Here is a 16,754-nt window from a genome sequence, read left to right as displayed (position 1 = left end):
CGCTGCGGCTGATCAGGCTGCAGCCAGCCAGCGCGCGAGCGCGTCGGAGATCGGCAGCCCCGCCTCGGACTCGTACCAGGGATAGCCCGGCGACGGGTTGACCTCGAAGCACACGACCCGGCCGTCGTGCGCGAGTTTCAGATCGACCCCCGCGAAGGGGAGGTCGAGCGAGGTCGCGAGTCCGATGCACCGCGCGGCGAGGTCGTCGGGCAGGTCGAAGCGGGCGAGCTCGGCATCCTTCCCCACCTGTGCGCGGGCGTAGCGGTAGTCCGTCGCGTCCGAATCGACGATCGCGGCGTAGGCCTCGTCGCCGACGACGTGGACACGGACATCGCGGCCGCGGACGTTCTCCTGGAACTGCACGGGGCACCAGCGGATGCGGCCGAGGCGCTCGATGTCGACGGCGGGATCGAACTCCCGCACGACCGACCGCACGCCACTGGCCGACTTGAAGATCGCCCCCGGATGCGCATCGAGGAACGCCGCCGCCTCATCGGGGTCGTCGGTCAGGAGGGTCTCGGGGGTGTCGAACCCGGCCGTCTGGATGCGCTGCGCCTGGTACGGCTTCGACATGTTGGACGCCATCGACGACAGCCGGCTCGCCACGCGGCACCCCGACGACGCCGGCGCCGCCTCGGTGAAAGCGGTCAGAGCCGCGTACACGCTCGCGGCGTGGCGCCTCTCGGGGTGGTCAGGGGCGAGACCCGACAGCTCGGGCAGGAGTTCGGGCTCCACGCAGCGCACGTACACACCGGTCACGTCGCCGAGGTCGATCGTGCGTCCCTCGGTGCGCAGCGAGCCGACGACCGCACCGGAGCGGAACGCCACCTCGACCGTCTGCGACGCGAACCGTCGCGGATGGAGGATGACGGCATCCGTCCCCTGGCGATCGAGGGCGTCGATCAGCAGCGCGACGGGACTCTCGGTGGGGACGCCCCAGACGATGACGCTCATGCCGGGACTCTCTCGCTCAGGCGCGTGAGATCGCGCACGAGTGTGTCGCCCGCGGTGGGCAGGTCGGGAAGGGGCGTCGAACCCGCGAACCACCACCGGCCGGCGACGACGAAGTCGATGCCGATCAGGGCCCGGTTCGCGCCGATCGCCGCGGCGAATCCCTCGACGGCATCGGCGAGGCGGGCTGGCAGCGGGGCGCCCGCGCGTCGTGCGAGGCCCTCGGAGTCGAGGATCCGGCCGTCGAGCACGACGGCGTGCACCGGCCGGGCTCCCGGCCCTGCGGCACGCAGCGCGCTCTCGAGGAGCGGGAAGGGCGAGACGTCGGCCGCGAACGAGGCGTCGGCGCAGTCGAGGCCGGCGCGATGCGCCTGAACCGCCGCCAGCAGGTCGTGCGGCGCGGGTCCGGCGAGGCACTCGGGCTCGGAACGGTTGCGGACGGGGCACTGGAGTCCCGCGAGCCAGCTCAGCACGAACGCGATGAGCTCGGCGGTCGCATACTCGCGCTCGGCCGGCGCGGCGTGCCGCCATGCTGCCGTGGGAGGCGCCGGCATGCGGTTGACCACCAGGTCGGGCGTCTCGATGACGGTGACCTCGTCGAGTCGTACAAGCGCGCGTGCGCCGTCTCGTCCGATGCGCTGCGACCGCATGCGCGCGAACGAGAGCAGATCGCTGGTGACGAGCAGGCACTGCTCGCCGGCGGCCCGGAGCCGCGCGACGAGCCAGAGGGCGGCGACGTCGTCGGCGTCGCAGAGGACGAGGATCATGCCATCTCCGATCGGGGGAGTGACGGGGTCACTCATGGGAACAGGGGTGCCGGCCGGCGGGGAGCACCGCCGGCCGGCGTGAGAGGTCAGCCGAACAGGTTGTCGAGGTCGGCCTTGGCCGCCGCGGCCTCCGACGCCTGTCGCTCGGCCTCGGCGCGAAGCGCCGCGACCTCTTCGTCCGACAGGTCCGCCTCGCCCGTGAAGGCGCTGCCGGACAGGTCGGGACGGTCCTCCGCCGAGAGGAAGCTCTCCAGCGAGCCGAGTCGCCCCTCGAGGGCCGACAGGCGGGCCGCGAGGCCTCCTCCCGCGGCCGGCAGCTCGATCGGGCCGCCGGGATCGATCGGGATGTTGTCGGGCCGCTTCACGACATCGCGGATGTCCTTGAGCCGCTTGCCCTCGATCACGAACTCCTTGTCCTTGATGAAGTCCTTGCGCAGCTCCTTGTCCTTGTCCTTGATGATGTCCTTCCGGCCGTCCTTGATGTCCTTCAGGATCCCCTTGCCGACGGCGATGTCGATGTTGAGCTCGGAGAGGACGCTCGCGATCGGATTGCCCACGGTGCTCGCTCCGGCACCGGCGAACAGCAGCGCGACGACGTACCCCGAGGCATCCACGATCACCGAACCGGAGTCCCCGTGATCCGAGAACATGGCGTTCCTTGTCGTGTCGGCGGCGATGCTCACCTGGTCGGTGAGCGTGCGCACGCCGATGCCGTCGCCGTAGTCGACCGACACCGTGAGGGCCAGGCCGTCGACCTTGCCGTAGGTCAGGCCCGTCGTGCGCCCGCGCTTTCGCACGTCCATGCCGAGGGTCGCGGCCTTGGTGCCGTGCACGGTGCCGATGTCGACGATCGACGAGGTCGTCGTCTTGCCGGCGTCGATCGAGATCACCGCACCGTCGACGTGCGACGAGAGCGTCGCCCGGAGGATCGCCCCGAACTCGTCCGTCGGCGGGACCCCGGTGTCGATGCGGCTCGGCTGCACCATTCGGTCGCCGACGTGCCACGTCGAGTCGACGCACGCGACGTGGAAGTTCGTCACGGCCGCCTTCTTGCCGCTCGCCTTGTCGGTGACGATCGCGCCGAGCGTGCCCGCGAAGACGTAGCCGCCGATCGCCCGGCTCGGACCCATGCTGATGCCGCCCTCGAGCGTGCTGTAGTGCGTCGTGTCGGCTTGGACGGTGAAGTCGGCGACCTTCTCGCTGACGACCTGCAGCTCGTAGTCGCGCTGGAGGACGTCGGTGACGACACCGTCGATCTCCTTCGGCACGGCCTGAGCCTTCGGCACGCTGGCCTTCTTCTGCTTGACGTGGACGCGGATCGCGATCTCGTCGGTCTGCACACCGCCGATGACCTTGTAGCCGACGTCCACTCCCGTCACCCCGGGACGGTCGAGGAACTCTCCCTCGACCCGCTCCTTGATGGCGATCAGTTCCTGCATGGATGGCATGGCCATCCCCCTTCCTCCTCGATGAGGCGGGCGAGCACCCGTCATCAGGAAGAGGGGGAGCGGAGCGGGTTGATACACGGGGTGGTCGCCGACCTCGAGGAGTGCCACCATGGCGGCATGGCCATCTCGTACGAGCAGGCGCTCCAGGTGCAGTCCGAGAACCAGGATCGGCTCATGGCGCTCGAGGGCGTCAACGCCGTGGGCGCGAAACTCGGGGAGGACGGCCCTGTGCTCGAGGTCACGCTCGATCCCGACGCCGCGCTCCCGCAGGGGCTCGACGCGAGCGAGATCGACGGCGTGCCGCTGCGGGTCGTGCGGGGGCGATACACGCTTCAGTGAGACGCGTCCGCGCGGGTCGCGAGGTCGGGCGGCTCTCGCGCGTCGTGCGGACCCTGCGGCTCCTGCGGATCCTGCGGATCAGCGCTTCGCTGCGCCCACCACGAGGGCGATGAGCGCCTCCATGTCGTCGCCCCGGGGGACGGGGCCCGCGACGCCGTTCCCCGCGAGGGCGTTGTTGTAATACAGTCCGTCGCTCACGAGCATGACCAGATCGTGCGCCGCCTCGCCGGCGACGTGCGGGCGGATCGCGTCGCTCCAGCGTTCGCGGACGGCCCGCAGCGCATCGGCGGCGGGAGTGTTGCCGCCCTGAGCGAGTCGCGACAGCGCGATGAGCGCGCGGTCGAGCGGGTCGTTCTGGATCGCCGAGGATCGCAGGAAGTACGCGATCGGACCCTCCGGCGCTGCCTCGATCGCCGCGATGTCCTCGTCGACGAGGACCCGCAGGCGCTCGATGAGCCCTGCCTCGAGGGCTTCCTTCGAGCCGAAGTGGTAGAGCAGACCGCCCTTGGACACTCCGGCGGCCTTCGCCGTGGCATCCATCGTCGCGGCACGCTCGCCGTGCTCCACGAGAAGCGCCTCGAACGCGTCGAGCACGCTCTCACGGGCGCGGGGAGGTCGGCTCATGATCTCGATGCTATCCGGGGAACGGAGTGGCATCGGGGGAGGCCGACGTGATACTGTACCGGCTGGACGGTATACGAATGATGACACTCACACAGGAACTCCGGATCGCCGACGAGCGGGCGCAGCGCGTCGGATGGCGCGGCTGGGCCGCGCTCGTCGTGCTCATGCTGCCCGTGCTCCTCGTCTCGGTCGACAACACCGTGCTGAGCTTCGCCCTGCCGCAGATCGCCCTCGATCTGGAGCCGTCGGGCGCGCAGCAGCTGTGGATCATCGACGCCTACCCGCTCGTGCTCGCGAGCCTCCTCGTGACCATGGGCACCCTCGGCGACCGCATCGGACGGCGACGGATGCTGCTTCTCGGCGCCACCGGTTTCGCCCTCGTCTCGGCGCTCGCCGCCTTCGCCCCGACCGCCGAGTGGCTCATCGCCGCCCGCGCCGCGATGGGCGTCTTCGGCGCCATGCTGATGCCGTCGACCCTCTCGCTCCTGCGGAGCATCTTCACCGACCGCGACCAGCGACGCCTCGCCATCGCGATCTGGGCGTCGATGTTCTCGGCGGGCTCGGCCCTCGGACCGATCGTCGGCGGCTTCCTCCTCGCGCACTTCGCGTGGGGCTCGGTCTTCCTCATGGCCGTTCCGGTGCTCCTCCCGCTCCTCGTGCTCGCCCCGTTCCTCGTTCCCGAGAGCCGCGACCCGAACCCCGGGCGGATCGATCCCGTGAGCATCGCGCTCTCACTCGGGACGATGGTGCCGATCGTCTACGCCATCAAGGAGGTCGCCGTCCACGGGTTCGGCCCCATGGTCGCCGTGCTCCTTGTCGCGGGCGGGGGATTCGGCATCCTGTTCGTCCGTCGACAGCTGCGCGCCGAAACGCCGATGCTCGACATGAGACTGTTCCGCCGCGCGACCTTCACCGGGGCGCTGCTGGTGAACCTCCTCAGCGTCGTCGCGCTCGTGGGCTTCCTCTTCTTCGTCGCGCAGCATCTGCAGCTCATCGTCGGGCTGACGCCCATGGAGGCGGGCTTCGCGCTCGTCCCCGGGCTCGCCGCCATGATCGTCGCGGGGCTCGTCGTCGTGCCGATCTCGAAGCGGTTCTCACCGCGCGTCGTCGTGCCCGGCGCCCTCGCGCTGTCGATCGCCGGCTACATCACGATCGCGGCGGTCGCCGGCACCGAGAGCCTCGTCGCCATCATCGGCGCGTTCGTCGCGCTCGGCATCGGCATCGGCATGGCCGAGACCGTGTCGAACGAGCTCATCCTCTCCAGCGCTCCGCCCGAGAAGGCCGGCGCCGCCAGCGCCGTGTCGGAGACGGCGTACGAGCTCGGCGCGGTGCTCGGCACGGCGGTCCTCGGGGGCCTGCTGACCGCGATGTACCGCGCGGGGCTGGTCCTTCCCGCCGAACTCCCGGCCGCGGACGCCGCCGCGGCGCGCGAGACCCTCGCCGGCGCCATGCACACTGCCGACTCGCTGGGCGGTGCGATGGGCGCTGCGGTGCGGGATGCCGCGTCCCACGCCTTCGACTCGGGCGTCACCGTGACGGCGCTCATCGGCGCCGCCCTCGTCGCGGTCGCGGCCGTCGTCGCCGCCTTCACCCTCGACCGCGCCCGCTGACCCTCTCGTCCTCGCCCCCGTCACCTGGTGTCTCGCGGACTCGGAGGCGGCGGGGCGGCCAATAAGCTGGGGGGATGCCACGCATCGTCAAGCTCGCCGTCATCCCGGGTGACGGCATCGGTCCCGAGGTCATCGCCGAAGCGGAGAAGGTGCTCGACGCGGCGACGGCGGGCAGCGGCATCCGATTCGAGAAGACGCGATTCTCGCTGGGAGCCGGTCGCTTCCTCGAGACGGGTGAGACGCTGACGGATGCCGATCTCGACGCCATCAGGGAGTGCGACGCGATCCTGCTCGGTGCCGTCGGCGGAGTGCCCGGCGACCCGCGCCTGAAGGACGCGAACATCGAGCGCGGCCTGCTCCTGAAGCTCCGGTTCGAGCTCGACCATTACGTCAATCTGCGTCCCTCGAAGCTGTATCCGGGTGCGCCGGGACCGCTGGCCGAACCCGGCGACATCGACTTCGTCGTCGTGCGCGAGGGCACGGAGGGGCCGTACGTCGGCAACGGCGGATCGATCCGCAAGGGCACGCCGCACGAGGTCGCGAACGAGACATCCGTCAACACCGCGTTCGGTGTCGAACGGGTCGTCCGGTACGCGTTCGACCTCGCCGAGCGGCGCAGCAAGAAGCTGACGCTCGTGCACAAGACCAACGTCCTCGTGCATGCGGGGGGAATCTGGAAGCGCGTCGTCGACGAGGTGGCCGGGGAGCACCCCGACGTGGCCGTAGACTACATCCACGTCGACGCGGCAACGATCTACCTGGTCACGAACCCCGGCCGGTTCGACGTGATCGTCACCGACAACCTCTTCGGCGACATCCTCACCGACTTGGCCGGCGCCGTCACCGGAGGCATCGGCCTCGCCGCTTCGGGCAACATCAACCCCGACGGCGCGTTCCCCTCGATGTTCGAGCCCGTCCACGGTTCGGCGCCCGACATCGCAGGCACCCAGAAGGCCGATCCCACGGCCGCGATCCTGTCCGTCGCCCTGCTGCTCGATCACCTCGGGCTCCGGGACGAAGCCGGCCGCGTCACCCGCGCGGTCGAGGACGACATCGCCGAACGCGGGGCCACCTCCCGCCCCACCGCACAGATCGGCGACGCGATCGTGGCGCGCCTCCAGGCGTAACCTGGAACCGCGCCGGCGCCGCCGCACCCAGACTCAGAGCCAGGACACGACATGACCATCATCGACACCGACCCCGACACCGGACTCGCCCCTCTCGAGTTCGCCGTCACCAAGAACCTCGCCGCGAAATCTCCGGCCCAGCGCGAGGAGATCCTCGCCGATCCGGGCTTCGGCCAGAGCTTCACCGACCACATGGTCGACATCTGCTGGTCGGTCGGCGGAGGGTGGCACCGACCGCGCGTGTCGCCGTACGGACCGATCACCCTCGACCCGGCGGCCGCCGTGCTCCACTACGGGCAGGAGATCTTCGAGGGGATCAAGGCCTACCGTCACGCCGACGGGTCGATCCACACGTTCCGTCCCGACCAGAACGCACGTCGTCTGCAGCGCTCGGCCCGCCGCCTGGCGCTGCCTGAGCTTCCGGCGCCGTACTTCATCCAGTCGCTGCGCGAGCTGATCGCGGTCGACGGCGCATGGGTGCCTTCGGGCGACGACCAGAGCCTGTACCTGCGGCCCTTCATGTTCGCGAAGGAGGCGTTCCTCGGCGTGCGCCCCGCGCACAAGGTCGCCTACTACCTCATCGCATCGCCCGCGGGGGCCTACTTCAAGGGCGGCGCGAAGCCCGTCTCGATCTGGCTGAGCGAGGACTACGCGCGAGCCGGCAAGGGCGGAACGGGTGCGGCCAAGACGGGCGGCAACTACGCCGCGAGCCTGCTGCCGCAGTCCGAGGCGTACGAGAACGAGTGCGACCAGGTCGTGTTCCTCGACCAGGACCGCAACGTCGAGGAGCTCGGCGGCATGAACATCGTCTTCGTCTACAAGGACGGCACGATCGTCACGCCGCAGTCGGACTCGATCCTCGAGGGCATCACGCGCGACTCGATCCTGCAGCTCGCGATCGACCGCGGACACAAGGTGGAAGGGCGCGCCGTCTCGTTCGACGAGTGGCGCCAGGGCGTCGCCTCGGGCGACATCGTCGAGGTGTTCGCCTGCGGCACCGCGGCGGTCGTCACTCCGATCGGCATGCTCAAGGGCAAGGACTTCCTCGACGAGCAGCCGACCGGCGAGCTCGCCCTGTCGCTGCGCCAGGAGCTCACCGACATCCAGTACGGCCGCCGCGAAGACAAGCACGGCTGGCTGCTGCGGCTCGACGCCTGACGCCTCGCCGCGGGCGCCGGGGACACCTGCCGTCGCGCACGCCGCGCGCCGGCAGGGGTGAGGTCTCGGCGCCCGCGGATGGCTAGGCTGAGGCGGTGAAGATCGCGCGCTTCAGCCACCAGGACGCCATCAAGTTCGGGATCGTCGATGACACCGACCTCGTCGTGCTCGAGGGAGACCCGATGTTCGCGGGCTTCGGCACCACGGGGGAGCGCGTCCCGCTCGGCGACGTCGCGCTGCTGGCCCCCGTCATCCCGCGTTCGAAAGTCGTCTGCGTCGGCCGCAACTATCGCGACCACGCCGCCGAGCTCGGCAACGACGTGCCCGCGGCGCCGATGCTCTTCTTCAAGCCGAACACCGCCGTCGTCGGCCCGGGCGACGCCGTCACGCTGCCGCCGCACTCCGACTTCATCAGCTTCGAGGGCGAGCTCGCCGCCGTCATCGGCCGCATCGCGAAGAACGTCAAGGCCGAGAACGCCCTCGACTACGTCTTCGGCTACACGATCGGCAACGACCTCACCGCGCGCGACTGGCAGCGCTCCGACGGGCAGTGGGCCCGCGCGAAGGGCTTCGACTCGTCCTGCCCGCTCGGTCCCGCGATCGAGACCGAGTTCGACATCGACGGCGAGGCCGTCATCACGACCCGCCTCAACGGCGAGGTCCGCCAGGAAGGCCCGATCAGCGACATGATCTTCTCGCTCGCCGAGATCATCGAGTTCGCCTCGGCCGCCTTCACGCTCCTTCCGGGAGACGTCATCCTCACCGGCACGCCCGCCGGCGTCGGCCAGATCGTCGCCGGCGACACCGTCGAGGTCGAGATCACGGGCCTCGGCATCCTCCGCAACACCGCGCGCGCGGCCTGACGGCCATGTCCGGATCCGAGCCTCAGACGACAGGGGCGGATGCCTCGGCCCTCGAGGTCGCGCGCATCCAGCGCCGCACCGTCTGGGTGCTCTCGGCCGGTCAGGTGCTCGGCGGCCTCGCGTTCGGCGCGACGATCTCGCTCGGCGCGGTTCTCGCCGCGGCGGTCTCGGGAGACGACGCCTTCTCGGGCCTCGCGACCGCCGCCGTGACCCTCGGTACCGCTCTGGTCGCCGTCCCGCTCGCCGCGCTGTCGCGGCACTTCGGCCGACGCCGCGCGCTCGCGACCGGCATGGCCATCGCCCTCGTCGGAGTCGTGCTCGTCGTCGTCGCCGTCGGTCTGGGGTCGTTCCCGCTCCTCCTCGCGGCCTTCCTGCTCGTCGGGGCGGGGCAGGCCGCGAACCTGCAGTCGCGGTTCGCCGCCGTCGACCTCGCGACCGACGCCTCGCGCGGGCGAGACCTCTCGATCGTGGTGTGGGCCACGACGATCGGGGCCGTGCTGGGCCCCAACCTCACCGGGCCCGGTGAGGTGCTCGGCGACGCACTGCGCATGCCACCGCTCACGGGCCCGTACCTCTTCACCGTCGGCGCGCAGGTACTCGGCATCCTGCTCTATCTCATCGCCCTCCGCCCCGATCCGCTCCTGACGGCGCAGCGCGTGGTGGCCGACCGTGCCGAGGCGAAGGTCGCCGGCGCCATCGTCAAGCCCGACCGGCCCATCACCGCCCGGTACGCCATCTTCGCCGTGGCGGCCGCGCACGGGGTCATGGTCTCGGTGATGGCGATGACCCCCGTCCATCTCATCCACCACGGCGCGGATCTCACGATCGTCGGCTTCACGCTGAGCCTGCACATCCTCGGGATGTATCTGCTGGCGCCGGTCTTCGGCATCATGTCCGACCATCTCGGTCGCGTGCAGACCATCCTCATCGGTCAGGGGCTTCTCGTCGCGGCGCTGCTCACCGCGTCTTTCGGTCAGGAGTCGACCCTCGCCGTGACGATCGGGCTCGTGCTCCTCGGGCTCGGATGGAGCGCGTCGACCGTCGCCGGCTCGGCGCTGCTGACCGAGGCGTCGTCCGAGACCATGCGCACACGACGTCAGGGCTTCAGCGATTTCGTCATGAGCATCGTCGCGGCTGCCGGAGCGATCCTCGCGGGGATCGTGCTCGGGTGGATCGGCTACGGCGGGCTCGCACTCGTCGTGGGGATCGCGGTCGTGCTCGTCGTCGGGCTTTCACCACTGGCCCGCGGCCCGCGGCCGGCTGCCGTCACCGGCTGACGGCGTCGGCCACCGGCTGCCGGTCACCGGCTGACGGCTCGGCCGCCGGACCGCTTTCGCTTCGCGACCGAACGAGGCGGTCGCCGGCCGCCTCAGTCGCGAAGCGCCGCCAGGGCGAGGGCCACATCTCGCTCGTCGTTGAAGACGTGGAACGCCACGCGCGCCCGGCCCGCTCGCCCCGACGCCGTCACGCCCGCGAGAGTGAGGCGTGCGAGGTCGGTCCCCGCCGGATCCGACCACGTCACGATGGCGCTCGGGCGATCCGGGGCCGGCAGGCCCATCCCGGCGCGGAACGAGGCGGCAAGCCCGGTGGTGTGGGAGGAGAGCCCGTGCGGGTCGATCGAGGCGAACAGCTCGAGGGCGGGCTCGGCGCCGACGAAGGCCTGCCACGCGGGGGAGACGTCGAACCGGCGCGCGTCCTCGGCGAGGCGCACGTCCACGCCGTAGCACGACGCCCAGGGATCGGCGCCCGCGTACCAGCCGGCGAGGCGCGGCGGGATGTCGCGCGCGAACCTCTCCGACACCGTGAAGAACGCCACGCCCCGGGGCGCGCAGAGCCACTTGTAGGCGTGGCACGCGAGGGCGTCGAAGTCGGATGCCTCGACCGGCAGCCATCCGACGGCCTGTGTCGCATCGCAGAAGGTGCGCGCGCCATGGCTTCGGGCGGCCGCGACGATGCTCGCGGCATCCGCCACCTCTCCCGTCGCCGACTGCACGAGCGAGAACGCGACCATCGCCGTCGTCGCCGTGATCGCGTCGGCGAGGCGTGCGAGGGGCGCGGTGCGCAGGCGGATGCCGCGGCCCGCGTGCACGAAAGGAAGGAGCATCGACGAGAAGTCGCCCTCGGGGACGACGACCTCGGCGCCGTGGGGGAGCGCTGCTGCCACGAGCCCGGCGACGACGGAGACCTGCGAGGCGATCGCGACCCGGTCGGGGTCGACGCCGACGAGCCGGGCGAAGTGCTCCCGCGAGCGTTCGACGGAAGCGCTGTATGACGCCGGGTCGGGCCGGCCGGCGGCCGACGCGTCGAGGTCGGCGAGCACGGCGTCGCGCGTGCCGCGGGTCGGCAGTCCGACGGTGCAGGCGGCGAGGTAGCCACGGCCGCCGGCGAAATGGGTGCGCGCATCGGCGACCGTGAGCGAGGGCGAGAGGATCGCGGTCATGCAACCAGGCTGGCGGAGGCCGACACATTGTTCTACGTCAGGTATCGCATGGGAATCATGCCGATCTCTTATGATCGGACGATGGCGGACGGTCTGATCGACGAGTCGCAGCTCGACATCCATTCCCTTCGCATCGTGAAGGCGATCGCCGATGAGGGATCCATCACGGCGGCCGCCGCGAGTCTCGGATACAGCCAGCCCGCCGTGAGTCAGCAGCTCAAACGGCTCGAGACACGGCTCGGCATCGCCCTCGTGGAGCGGGTCGGACGCTCGGTGCGGCTGACGGAGGCGGGGCGCGTGCTGGCGCGTCACTCGCTCGCGGTCACGACGGCGCTCGGGGCGGCGGTCGGGGAGCTCTCGGAGCTCGGGGGTCTGCGCGCGGGGCGGGTACGGCTCGCGGGGTTTCCGTCGGCGTCGCCGACCCTCGTCCCGCGGCTGCTCGCGCTGCTGGCCGAGCGGCACCCCGGCGTCTCGGTGACCTACCTCGAAGCCGAGCCGCCCGAAGCGGTCGAGGCCGTCCGGGAGGATCGAGCCGACATCGCGCTGACCTTCAGCTATCCCGGGGATCGCGAAGACCCGCACGGGAGCAGTGCGAGCGGGCTCTCCGTCCGGTCGATCGGCGCCGACGACCTGCTGGCCGTGCTTCCCGTCGACCACCCCGCGGTCGCGTCTCGGGCCTTCGACATCGCCTCGCTCGCGGACGAGAACTGGATCGCGGGGTGCCCGCGCTGTCGCGGGCACCTCCTCGAGCTCTGTGGACGCGCCGGGTTCCAACCCCGCATCACCTTCGAGACCGACAACTTCGTGGCGGTCGAGGGTCTGGTCGCACAGGGCATCGGCGTCGCGACGCTGCCCCGACTCGCTGTCGAATCCTTCCCTCGATTGCCCGGAGTCGCCACGGTTCCGTTGCCCGCCTCCGAACGACGCACGCTCCACGTCGTCACCGCTCATGGGGCCGATCGCGTGCCGGCGGTGCGCACGACGCTCGCCGCGCTCTCGCACGTCGCCGGCGCCCAGGGGGCGCAGGCGACCCGCAACTAGACTGGACGGGATGTCTTCTGCACCCGATCCCCGCACCACGACAGCGACCGGCACCGATGTGCGCGTGCGCTTCTGCCCCTCGCCGACCGGCCTTCCGCACGTCGGAATGATCCGTACGGCCCTCTACAACTGGGCCTACGCCCGTCACACCGGCGGCAAGCTCATCTTCCGAGTGGAAGACACGGATGCCGCGCGCGACAGCGAGGAGAGCTACCTTCAGCTCGTCGACGCGCTGACGTGGCTCGAGATCGATTGGGACGAGGGTGTCGAGAAGGGTGGCCCTCACGCCCCCTACCGCCAGTCGCAGCGCTTCGAGATCTACGCCGACGTGCTCCAGAAGCTCGTCGAGTCCGGCGCCGTCTACGAGAGCTACTCGACGCCCGAAGAGATCGACGCCCGCAATGAGGCCAACGGCCGTGCGAAGCAGCTCGGCTACGACAACTTCGACCGCGACCTGACCGACGAGCAGAGGGCCGCCTTCCGTGCGGAGGGCCGCGAGCCCGCGTGGCGCGTGCGCGTGCCCGACGAGGACCTCACTTACGTCGACCTCATCCGCGGCGAAGTGACCTTCCCGGCGGGGTCGTTCCCCGACTTCGTCGTCGTGCGTGCCGGCGGCCAGCCGCTCTACACGTTCACCAACCCCGTCGACGACGCGCTCATGGGCATCACCCACGTCATCCGCGGCGAAGATCTCATGCCGTCCACCGCGCGCCAGCTGGCGCTCTACGGGGCGCTCATCGACGCGGGCATCACGACGTTCGTCCCTCGCTTCGGGCACATGCCGCTCGTCCTCGGCGAGGAGGGCAACAAGAAGCTCTCCAAGCGCGACCCGAAGGCCGATCTCTTCCTGCAGCGCGAGAAGGGCTTCATCCACGAGGGTCTGCTCAACTACCTCGCTCTGCTGGGCTGGTCCATCGGACCGGACCGCGACGTCTTCTCGCTCGAGGAGTTCACCGCCGCGTTCGACATCGTGAACGTCAATCCCAATCCCGCACGCTTCGACCAGAAGAAGGCCGAATCGATCAACGGCGACCACATCAGGATGCTGGCGGCCGACGACTTCGCCGCGCGCATCGTGCCGTACCTGACCGCCAAGGGCGTCGTGGCCGACCCGCCGACCGCCGAGCAGTCCGCGCTCATCGCGGCGTCTGCTCCGCTCGTGCAGGAGCGCGTGCAGCTCCTCGGCGATGTGCCCGGGCTCCTCGGCTTCCTCTTCAGCGACGACATCGCCTACGAAGACGACGCTCTGACCTCGCTTCCGGCCAACGCGAACGAGGTCGTCGTGGCCTCGGTGTCGGCGCTGGAGCTGATCCCGGCGTCCGAGTTCACGGCCGCCGCCGTGCAGGAGGCCCTCGCCGGCGCCCTCATCGAGGGACTCGGTCTCAAGCCCCGCGTTGCGTACGGCCCGCTGCGTGTGGCGCTCAGCGGACGGCGCGTGTCGCCCCCGCTCTTCGAGTCGATGGAGCTCCTCGGCAAAGACAAGACGCTCGAGCGTCTGTCGAGATTCGTCGGCCGCGAGGCCTGACGGGCTCGGTTTGGCCGAGCCGCCGTCGTCGTCTAGACTCGATCTTCGGCACGGCTTCGGCTGAGCCCCCTGGGGTATGGTGTAATTGGCAACACGGCTGATTCTGGTTCAGTTGTTCTTGGTTCGAGTCCAGGTACCCCAGCAAGACAGATAGCCCCGGAAATCCGCATCAAAACGGACATCCGGGGCTCTTGCTTTGCGCGGCGCGGATTCGCCGATCCCCTCCGGAGCGCGCTCCACGCCGAAGATGGCGCGAGGGGGCCGATGCTGACGCCGCTGCGCTGACCCGTCGTGCGCACGAGGGGAGGAGTCCGCGCGGAGGTAGGAGAAATCGCCGGGCCAACGTCCTACCGCCGCTCCATCTCCTACCCTCGTGAAGCCTTCGCGGCATCGCCGCAGGACGGGAGGAGTCCGCGCGGAGGTAGGAGAACTCGCCCGGCCAATGTCCTACCGCCGCTCCGTCTCCGACGCTCGTGAGGCCCGCAGGACGTGCCTCGGTCTCGCCGCGGACGGCTTCGGGTGCCGTCTCTCGCTCATCTCGGCATCCGTCACACCATGAAACGGAGTGCTGCGGAGGAATCCGCGCGACACAACGACGACTCTGTTGCCCGGGCGCGATGTGCGCGCTAATATCCGAGCAGTCTGATCGCGCTGTTGCGATTCGACCAGCAAAGACGCAAGGGATCGGGGCGACGCGGCGCCCGTCGGCAACCTGCTCAACGTCTTCCACGCGAAACTGACTTCGGGCGGTACCCGCGATGCGGGCGTGCGGATGGTGTACTTCCGTCAGGACGCCAGCCCGATCCTCGATATGACGGATGCCGAGTGGCTCGCGGACGCGAACCGCACGCTGATCGCGACCGTCAAGGTCGTGGCGCCGGAGGTGCCGACGTTCGCGCTGACGACCGCAAGCCGCTGCGTTGCGGGCAAGGTCACGCTCGTCGCGACGCTCGCCCACACCGGTGACGTGGCCGTCGACGCGCTCGTCCAGTCGCCCTACGGGTCGAGCCAGGCCAACGGCCTGGCCGCGGGCAAGAGCAACTCGGTCACGTTCAGCACGCGCCTGGGCGCCATGGAGGCAGGTGCGCTGACCGCCAAGGTCACCACCTCCGTGAACGGGCAGCCGGTCACGAAGACCTGCACGGCGGAGTACTCGGCGCGCAGCTGCGGCTGATATCCGCCTTCTGCATGGTGCGCGCCCGGGAGCGAGTCTCCCGGGCGCGCACCTCTGTGGGCACGAGGGGAGGAGTCCGCGCGGAGGTAGGAGAACTCGCCCGGCCAATGTCCTACCGCCGCTCCGTCTCCGACGCTCGTGAGACCTCCGCGGCATCGGCACTGGTCATGACGTCCCCACAGCGGGCGCGGGGAGCGGCTAGGGATGGCCCGGGCGGCCCGAGGCCTCCATCGACGCCGCAGTCGGCGGAGCGATGAGAGCCTTCGCGCCCGGAGCGATGCGAGCAAGGCCGACGGCGGCAAGCCCCGCGACGAGCACCTGCACGGCGACGAAGATCCAGAACAGGACCGCGCCCGAGGTCATCACGCCGGTCCAGGCGATGGTGACGTCCGTGACGCCATGGAACACTGCGGCCACGAGAACGCTGCCGCGGGCGCGGTGATAGATCAATCCGATCGTGACCGATGTCGCGACGGTCGACAGCAGGAATCCGAGCGGCGGCACCGACGCTTGAAAGGAACCCGCCATGAGGAACAGGGGGGCATGCCAGATCGCCCAGACGGCCCCGAGCGCCACTGAAGCGGCGAGCGGTGACAGCCGCTGCTCCATTCGCGGAAGCGCGAAGCCACGCCAGGCGGGTTCTTCGCTGAGGAGGAACATCCACACGTCGAGAAGCAGCGTGCCGATGAGCGCGGATGTCGGGAGTGCGACTCCGATGCTCGGAGAAGTCCCGTAGCCGACCACCAGAGCGACGCCGGCCGTGACGGGTGTCGCCATCACTGCCACGGTCCACCACAGCGGGCGGACGCGGTATCGGGCCATGCGCAGAAGAAGGTCTTTGACCGCAGCCCACCCGCCGGTGAGCGCAGCCGTGCCGAAAGTGGCGAGCGGGAGTGCGATCCAGAACGCGAGGGAGGCGGGCAGATGCCACTCGATCCAGCCCGCCTGCTCGGCGAGCGTCGTCGCCCATACGGCCCACGGCAACAGGAAGGCGGAGGCGAAGAACAGGGGCAGAGGATGCTTTCTCACGTGGACTCCTAGGCTGTGCGATCAGAGAAGCGACGGTATGCGGCGGTGATGAACCAGCTGATGGGAATCGCGAGGATCCATGTCAGCTCGGCGGCGCCCGCTCCCCACAGGAGTGCGACCGGTATCGACAGCAGGAAGATCCCGGGGATGGGGAAGGACTGGAGCAGGACGTAGCGGAAGACCGCGATGTCGACCGACGGGTCGATGAGGCCCGCATGCCACGCGTAGAGCCAGATGCCGCTGAGCGTGAACCCGACCACCGAGATCGTCGCGGCGTAGATGACCACGGCGACCACTTCGTCGCCGTGGTCCCCGAGGATCGCGGTCGGCAGCGGCAGGGACGCCACGAAGAAGAGCATCAGCAGGTTGAGACGCAGCAGGACAGGGTCGGCGTGGGCGATCACCCGGAACTTGCGATGATGCGAGAGCCAGATGAATCCGATGACGGCGAAACTCAGTGCGAAGGTGAGGTAGGGGCCGATCAGTCCAGCGAGTGCGCCCGCGAGTTCTCCCGCAGACGCGTCCGGCGCGCGGAGCTCGATCACCAGCAGCGTCATCGCGATGGCGAAGACGGCGTCGCTGAAGAGAACGAGCCGTTCGGTCGAGGCGCCGCGAGCGATCGTCGTCGTGTAGCGGGTGTAAGCGGACACGAAGTCGA

16 protein-coding genes and 1 tRNA gene are annotated in these 16,754 nt (G+C 70.1%); 10 read left to right on the top strand and 7 right to left on the bottom strand.

Annotated features, from left to right (window positions below):
- Window positions 1–12: 12 nt before the first annotated feature.
- The 3 genes from ACSBPH_RS02545 to ACSBPH_RS02535 all read right to left on the bottom strand — a co-directional run bounded on the left by ACSBPH_RS02545 (window position 13) and on the right by ACSBPH_RS02535 (window position 3,172).
- The gene (locus tag ACSBPH_RS02545; protein WP_442576049.1) at window positions 13–954 is read right to left on the bottom strand and encodes an ATP-grasp domain-containing protein; all 942 of its coding nucleotides are present in this window, start codon (window positions 952–954) and stop codon (window positions 13–15) included.
- Window positions 951–1,718 carry a hypothetical protein gene (locus ACSBPH_RS02540; protein ID WP_442576048.1) on the bottom strand — a complete coding sequence of 256 codons (768 nt, stop codon included), beginning with the start codon at window positions 1,716–1,718 and terminating at the stop codon, window positions 951–953. Before ACSBPH_RS02540 ends, ACSBPH_RS02545 begins: the two co-directional genes overlap by 4 nt.
- Before the next feature lie 86 nt (window positions 1,719–1,804).
- On the bottom strand, window positions 1,805–3,172 hold the full coding sequence (locus ACSBPH_RS02535; protein ID WP_442576047.1) for a hypothetical protein: 1,368 nt from the start codon (window positions 3,170–3,172) through the stop codon (window positions 1,805–1,807).
- Window positions 3,173–3,283: 111 nt separating this feature from the next.
- Between ACSBPH_RS02535 and ACSBPH_RS02530 the strand changes: the two genes are divergently transcribed.
- Window positions 3,284–3,505, top strand: a complete 222-nt coding sequence (locus ACSBPH_RS02530; RefSeq protein ID WP_442576046.1) for a hypothetical protein — start codon at window positions 3,284–3,286, stop codon at window positions 3,503–3,505.
- Window positions 3,506–3,583: 78 nt separating this feature from the next.
- On the opposite strand, the gene ACSBPH_RS02525 is transcribed toward ACSBPH_RS02530, so the two are convergent.
- Window positions 3,584–4,129, bottom strand: coding sequence for a TetR/AcrR family transcriptional regulator (locus ACSBPH_RS02525; RefSeq protein ID WP_442576045.1), 546 nt, complete (start codon window positions 4,127–4,129; stop codon window positions 3,584–3,586).
- Window positions 4,130–4,206: 77 nt separating this feature from the next.
- Here ACSBPH_RS02525 and ACSBPH_RS02520 point away from each other — a divergent pair, with 77 nt between their 5' ends.
- The 5 genes from ACSBPH_RS02520 (at window position 4,207) to ACSBPH_RS02500 (ending at window position 10,164) form a co-directional block, all read left to right on the top strand.
- Complete coding sequence (locus tag ACSBPH_RS02520) at window positions 4,207–5,739, top strand: MFS transporter (protein ID WP_442576044.1); 1,533 nt, start codon at window positions 4,207–4,209, stop codon at window positions 5,737–5,739.
- A 74-nt stretch (window positions 5,740–5,813) separates the two neighbouring features.
- On the top strand, window positions 5,814–6,866 hold the full coding sequence (locus ACSBPH_RS02515) for a 3-isopropylmalate dehydrogenase (protein ID WP_442576043.1): 1,053 nt from the start codon (window positions 5,814–5,816) through the stop codon (window positions 6,864–6,866).
- 51 nt (window positions 6,867–6,917) lie between these two features.
- Window positions 6,918–8,024, top strand: a complete 1,107-nt coding sequence (locus ACSBPH_RS02510; RefSeq protein WP_442576042.1) for a branched-chain amino acid aminotransferase — start codon at window positions 6,918–6,920, stop codon at window positions 8,022–8,024.
- A gap of 95 nt (window positions 8,025–8,119) precedes the next feature.
- Window positions 8,120–8,887: a fumarylacetoacetate hydrolase family protein gene (locus ACSBPH_RS02505; protein WP_442576041.1), complete on the top strand. Its 768-nt coding sequence runs from the start codon at window positions 8,120–8,122 to the stop codon at window positions 8,885–8,887.
- Between the two features lie 5 nt (window positions 8,888–8,892).
- The gene (locus ACSBPH_RS02500) at window positions 8,893–10,164 is read left to right on the top strand and encodes an MFS transporter (protein WP_442576040.1); all 1,272 of its coding nucleotides are present in this window, start codon (window positions 8,893–8,895) and stop codon (window positions 10,162–10,164) included.
- A gap of 92 nt (window positions 10,165–10,256) precedes the next feature.
- On the opposite strand, the gene ACSBPH_RS02495 is transcribed toward ACSBPH_RS02500, so the two are convergent.
- Complete coding sequence (locus tag ACSBPH_RS02495; protein ID WP_442576039.1) at window positions 10,257–11,327, bottom strand: aminotransferase class V-fold PLP-dependent enzyme; 1,071 nt, start codon at window positions 11,325–11,327, stop codon at window positions 10,257–10,259.
- Window positions 11,328–11,408: 81 nt separating this feature from the next.
- Here ACSBPH_RS02495 and ACSBPH_RS02490 point away from each other — a divergent pair, with 81 nt between their 5' ends.
- The 4 genes from ACSBPH_RS02490 (at window position 11,409) to ACSBPH_RS02475 (ending at window position 15,067) form a co-directional block, all read left to right on the top strand.
- Window positions 11,409–12,368, top strand: coding sequence for a LysR family transcriptional regulator (locus tag ACSBPH_RS02490; protein ID WP_442576038.1), 960 nt, complete (start codon window positions 11,409–11,411; stop codon window positions 12,366–12,368).
- A 10-nt stretch (window positions 12,369–12,378) separates the two neighbouring features.
- A complete protein-coding gene (gltX, locus tag ACSBPH_RS02485; RefSeq protein ID WP_442576037.1) occupies window positions 12,379–13,893 on the top strand; it encodes a glutamate--tRNA ligase in 1,515 nt (504 codons plus the stop codon).
- Between the two features lie 70 nt (window positions 13,894–13,963).
- Window positions 13,964–14,035: transfer RNA gene (locus tag ACSBPH_RS02480), tRNA-Gln, on the top strand.
- 630 nt (window positions 14,036–14,665) lie between these two features.
- Window positions 14,666–15,067, top strand: a complete 402-nt coding sequence (locus ACSBPH_RS02475; RefSeq protein ID WP_442576036.1) for a hypothetical protein — start codon at window positions 14,666–14,668, stop codon at window positions 15,065–15,067.
- A 198-nt stretch (window positions 15,068–15,265) separates the two neighbouring features.
- On the opposite strand, the gene ACSBPH_RS02470 is transcribed toward ACSBPH_RS02475, so the two are convergent.
- Together ACSBPH_RS02470 and ACSBPH_RS02465 are read right to left on the bottom strand one after the other, a co-directional pair.
- Window positions 15,266–16,096 (bottom strand): CPBP family intramembrane glutamic endopeptidase, encoded by an 831-nt coding sequence (locus ACSBPH_RS02470; RefSeq protein ID WP_442576035.1) that lies wholly within the window; start codon window positions 16,094–16,096, stop codon window positions 15,266–15,268.
- 8 nt (window positions 16,097–16,104) lie between these two features.
- Window positions 16,105–16,746 carry a TMEM175 family protein gene (locus tag ACSBPH_RS02465; RefSeq protein ID WP_442576034.1) on the bottom strand — a complete coding sequence of 214 codons (642 nt, stop codon included), beginning with the start codon at window positions 16,744–16,746 and terminating at the stop codon, window positions 16,105–16,107.
- Between the last annotated feature and the right edge of the window lie 8 nt (window positions 16,747–16,754).

Origin of the sequence: Microbacterium sp. F51-2R (genome assembly GCF_052180235.1) — a bacterium.
Lineage (GTDB): Bacteria > Actinomycetota > Actinomycetes > Actinomycetales > Microbacteriaceae > Microbacterium.
Note: the sequence above shows the minus strand (reverse complement) of the source record. Positions and strands in the feature narration are given on the sequence as shown.

Excerpts from the sequence above, each read along its gene's own strand:
- ACSBPH_RS02535 (WP_442576047.1), bottom strand. The coding sequence starts at position 3,172 with ATGGCCATGCCATCCATGCAGGAACTGATCGCCATCAAGGAGCGGGTC.
- ACSBPH_RS02520 (WP_442576044.1), top strand. The coding sequence starts at position 4,207 with ATGATGACACTCACACAGGAACTCCGGATCGCCGACGAGCGGGCGCAG.
- ACSBPH_RS02510 (WP_442576042.1), top strand. The coding sequence starts at position 6,918 with ATGACCATCATCGACACCGACCCCGACACCGGACTCGCCCCTCTCGAG.
- gltX (WP_442576037.1), top strand. The coding sequence starts at position 12,379 with ATGTCTTCTGCACCCGATCCCCGCACCACGACAGCGACCGGCACCGAT.
- ACSBPH_RS02540 (WP_442576048.1), bottom strand. The coding sequence starts at position 1,718 with ATGATCCTCGTCCTCTGCGACGCCGACGACGTCGCCGCCCTCTGGCTC.
- ACSBPH_RS02515 (WP_442576043.1), top strand. The coding sequence starts at position 5,814 with ATGCCACGCATCGTCAAGCTCGCCGTCATCCCGGGTGACGGCATCGGT.
- ACSBPH_RS02490 (WP_442576038.1), top strand. The coding sequence starts at position 11,409 with ATGGCGGACGGTCTGATCGACGAGTCGCAGCTCGACATCCATTCCCTT.
- ACSBPH_RS02475 (WP_442576036.1), top strand. The coding sequence starts at position 14,666 with ATGGTGTACTTCCGTCAGGACGCCAGCCCGATCCTCGATATGACGGAT.
- ACSBPH_RS02495 (WP_442576039.1), bottom strand. The coding sequence starts at position 11,327 with ATGACCGCGATCCTCTCGCCCTCGCTCACGGTCGCCGATGCGCGCACC.
- ACSBPH_RS02530 (WP_442576046.1), top strand. The coding sequence starts at position 3,284 with ATGGCCATCTCGTACGAGCAGGCGCTCCAGGTGCAGTCCGAGAACCAG.
- ACSBPH_RS02545 (WP_442576049.1), bottom strand. The coding sequence starts at position 954 with ATGAGCGTCATCGTCTGGGGCGTCCCCACCGAGAGTCCCGTCGCGCTG.
- ACSBPH_RS02525 (WP_442576045.1), bottom strand. The coding sequence starts at position 4,129 with ATGAGCCGACCTCCCCGCGCCCGTGAGAGCGTGCTCGACGCGTTCGAG.
- ACSBPH_RS02500 (WP_442576040.1), top strand. The coding sequence starts at position 8,893 with ATGTCCGGATCCGAGCCTCAGACGACAGGGGCGGATGCCTCGGCCCTC.